This is a genomic window from Actinoallomurus acaciae (assembly GCF_042429965.1).
Lineage (GTDB): Bacteria > Actinomycetota > Actinomycetes > Streptosporangiales > Streptosporangiaceae > Actinoallomurus > Actinoallomurus acaciae.
The window spans coordinates 1-3,226 of sequence record NZ_JBHLZP010000730.1 but is presented as its reverse complement, the minus strand read 5'-3'; the positions used below and the strand labels follow the sequence as shown (position 1 = coordinate 3,226).

Sequence of the window (3,226 nt, the reverse complement as noted above, 5' to 3'; positions counted from 1 at the left end):
GGTGGAGGCGGCCTCGGCCGGCGGGCACTACACGCCGGTGGAGGCGGCCTCGGCCGGCGGGCACTACACGCCGAACCGGGCACCGCTGCGCCCCGAGCCCTTCCTGCGGCTGCCGCCCGGCAGCGTACGGCCCGGCGGCTGGCTGCGGCGCCAGCTCGACCTCCAGGTCGAGGGCCTGAACGGGCGCATGCCCGAGGTCTCGGACTATCTGGTGTACGAGACGAACGGCTGGGTCGACCCGTCGAAGGACGGCTGGGAGGAGCTGCCGTACTGGCTGCGCGGCTTCTCCGACCTCGCCCTGGTCACCGGCGACCGGCGCGTGCGCGACGAGGCCCGGCGCTGGATCGACGGCATCCTCGCCGCGCAGCGGCCGGACGGCTTCTTCGGCCCCGCCTCGCTGCGCACGTCGCTGGAGGGCGGGCCGGACTTCTGGCCGCACATGCCGGTGCTGGACGCGCTGCGCTCCTACGCCGACGCGACCGGCGACGACCGGATCGTCCCGTTCCTGACCCGGTACTTCGCGTTCCAGCACGCCCAGCCCGCCGCCGTGTTCGGCCGCGGCTGGGGCGCGTACCGATGGGGCGACACGATCGACAGCGTCTACTGGACCTACAACCGCACCGGCGAGGCGTGGCTGCTCGACCTCGTCCGCAAGATCCACTCCGGGTCGGCCGACTACGTGAACGGGATTCCGACGTGGCACAACGTCAACCTCGCGCAGGGGTTCCGCGAGCCGTTGCAGTACGGCGTGCTGGCCGGCGACCCGGCGCTGCGGGCGGCCACGTACCGCGACTACGCCACCGTGATGGGCACCTACGGACGGTTCCCCGGCGGCGGGTTCGCGGGCGACGAGAACTGCCGGCCGTACTTCACCGATCCCCGGCAGGGCTTTGAGACCTGCGGGTTCGTGGAGTTCATGCACAGCTTCGAGCTGCTGACGCGGATCACCGGCGACCCGGTCTGGGCCGACCGCTGCGAGGAGATCGCGGTCAACTCGCTGCCCGCGGCCTTCGACCCCGCCCAGAAGGGCACGCACTACATCACCAGCGCCAACTCCACCGGCCTGGACGACGTCGCCAAGACCCACGGCCAGTTCGACAACGACTTCGCCATGCAGGCGTACAAACCGGGCATCCACCAGTACCGCTGCTGCCCGCACAACTACGGCATGGGCTGGCCCTACTACGCCGAGGAGCTGTGGCTCGCGACGTACGACGCGGGCCTGGCCGCCTCGCTGTACGCGGCGTCGGAGGTGACGGCGAAGGTCGGCGCCGACGGCACGGCCGTGACCGTCGCCGAGGAGACCGGCTACCCGTTCGAGGAGACCGTCACGCTGCGTCTGTCCACGCCGCGGCCGGTGGAGTTCCCCCTCTACCTGCGGATCCCGGACTGGTGCGACCGCCCGGCCCTGCGGGTGAACGGCGAGGCGCTGCCGCTGACGGCGACTCCGCCCTGTTTCGCCGTCGTGTCGCGGCTCTGGCGGTCCGGTGACCGCGTCGAGCTGCGCCTGCCCATGAGCGCCACCACCCGCACCTGGAACCGCGGCGCGACCTCGGTCTCCTACGGACCGCTGACGTTCTCCCTGGCGATCGAGGAGAAGTGGCGCCGGTCCGCCGGCACCTCGTCGTGGCCCGAGTACGAGGTCACCGCCGGATCGCCGTGGAACTACGGCCTGGACGGCTCGTCGTTCGGCGTCCGGCGCCGGACCGCGACCGGCGACCCGTTCACGCGCCGCGGCGTGCCGATCGAGCTGCGCGCCAGGGCCCGCCGCATCCCGCAGTGGCGCGCCGACGACGAGAACGTCGTACGCCCGCTGCAGGACGGCCCGGCACGGTCGGACGAACCGCTGGAGACGATCACGCTGGTGCCGATGGGCGCGGCGCGGCTGCGGATCACGACGTTCCCGGTGATCGGCCGCGGGCCGGACGCCCACACGTGGGTGGTGCCGCCGGTCGCCACGGCCTCGCACCTGTGGTCCGGCGACACGACCGAGGCGCTGTACGACGGCGTCTCGCCGTCGAGCTCCGGCGACCAGTCGATCCCGCGGTTCACCTGGTGGGACCACACCGGGAGCCTGGAGTGGGTCCAGTACGACTACGACGAGCCGGTCACGGCGTCGGCGACCGAGGTGTACTGGTTCGACGACACCGGGCAGGGACAGTGCCGGGTGCCGCTGTCCTGGCGCCTGCTGTACCGCGACGGCGACACGTGGCGGCCGGTGGAGGACGCCTCGCCGTACGGGACCGCGCGCGACACCTGCAACCGGACCACGTTCACGCCCGTACGGGCCCGGGCGTACCGGATCGAGGCGCAACTCGGCGCCGGTGTCTCCGGCGGCATCCTGGAGTGGCGGATCACGCCCTGAGGGGTGCGACCCGAGCTGTTCCACCGGGCCCCGGCGCCCACCACGGACGCCCCGTGCCCTGCGCACCGCGGTCTCGGGTGCCTCGGCGCCTGACGCCGCGGAGACCGCCGGAACCGTCACCGCCGGGCCGTGTGATCACTCTCCGCCCGGGGCCCGCGCCGAGGCCATCGCGGCGATGATGCCCTCCTCGGTGACCTCCGGGCCGGTCAGCTCCGCCGCGACCGCTCCGTCGCGCAGCACGACGACGCGGTCGCAGCCGCTGACCAGCTCCTCCAGGTCGGAGGAGATCAGCAGAATGGCGAGGCCGCCCACGGCCAGCTCGTCCAGCAGGTCCTGGAGCTGGGCCTTGGCGCCGACGTCGATGCCGCGGGTCGGCTCGTCGAGCAGCAGCACCTTCGGCTGCATGGCGAGCCAGCGGGCCAGCAGCACCTTCTGCTGGTTGCCGCTGGACAGCTCGTCGACGCGCTGCTGCGGCGAGGTCGCCTTGATCTGCAGCCGCCGCATGAACGTCTCGACGATCCGGTCGATGCGCGCGGTGGAGACGACCCCGAACCGCGACAGCCGGGGCAGCGCGGCCAGGCTGATGTTGTCGCGGATCGACAGGCTGCCGATGATCCCCTCGGCCTTGCGGTTCTCCGGGAGCAGGCTGACGCCGGCGCGGATGGCGCCGGTGATGGACCGGTTGCGCAGCGGCGCGCCCGCGACCGTCACCTGCCCGGCGTCCAGCGTCAGCGCGCCCGCGATGGCCTTGGCGGTCTCCGTACGCCCGGCGCCGAGCAGCCCGCCGAGCCCGAGGACCTCGCCCCGGCGCAGCTCGATCGAGACGTCGGCGAGCGCGTGCCGCCGGGTCAGTCCGGTGGC

At 73.1% G+C, this 3,226-nt stretch carries 2 protein-coding genes; one reads left to right on the top strand and one right to left on the bottom strand.

The features are described from left to right. Window positions 1-2,365, top strand: a 2,365-nt coding sequence (locus ACFFNX_RS45875) for a beta-L-arabinofuranosidase domain-containing protein (protein ID WP_378212623.1), incomplete at its 5' end; no start/stop codon positions are given. A 135-nt stretch (window positions 2,366-2,500) separates the two neighbouring features. Here the strand turns inward: ACFFNX_RS45875 and ACFFNX_RS45870 are convergent. Beyond that, a partial coding sequence (locus ACFFNX_RS45870; protein WP_378212622.1) for an ATP-binding cassette domain-containing protein occupies window positions 2,501-3,226 on the bottom strand: 726 nt, incomplete at its 5' end.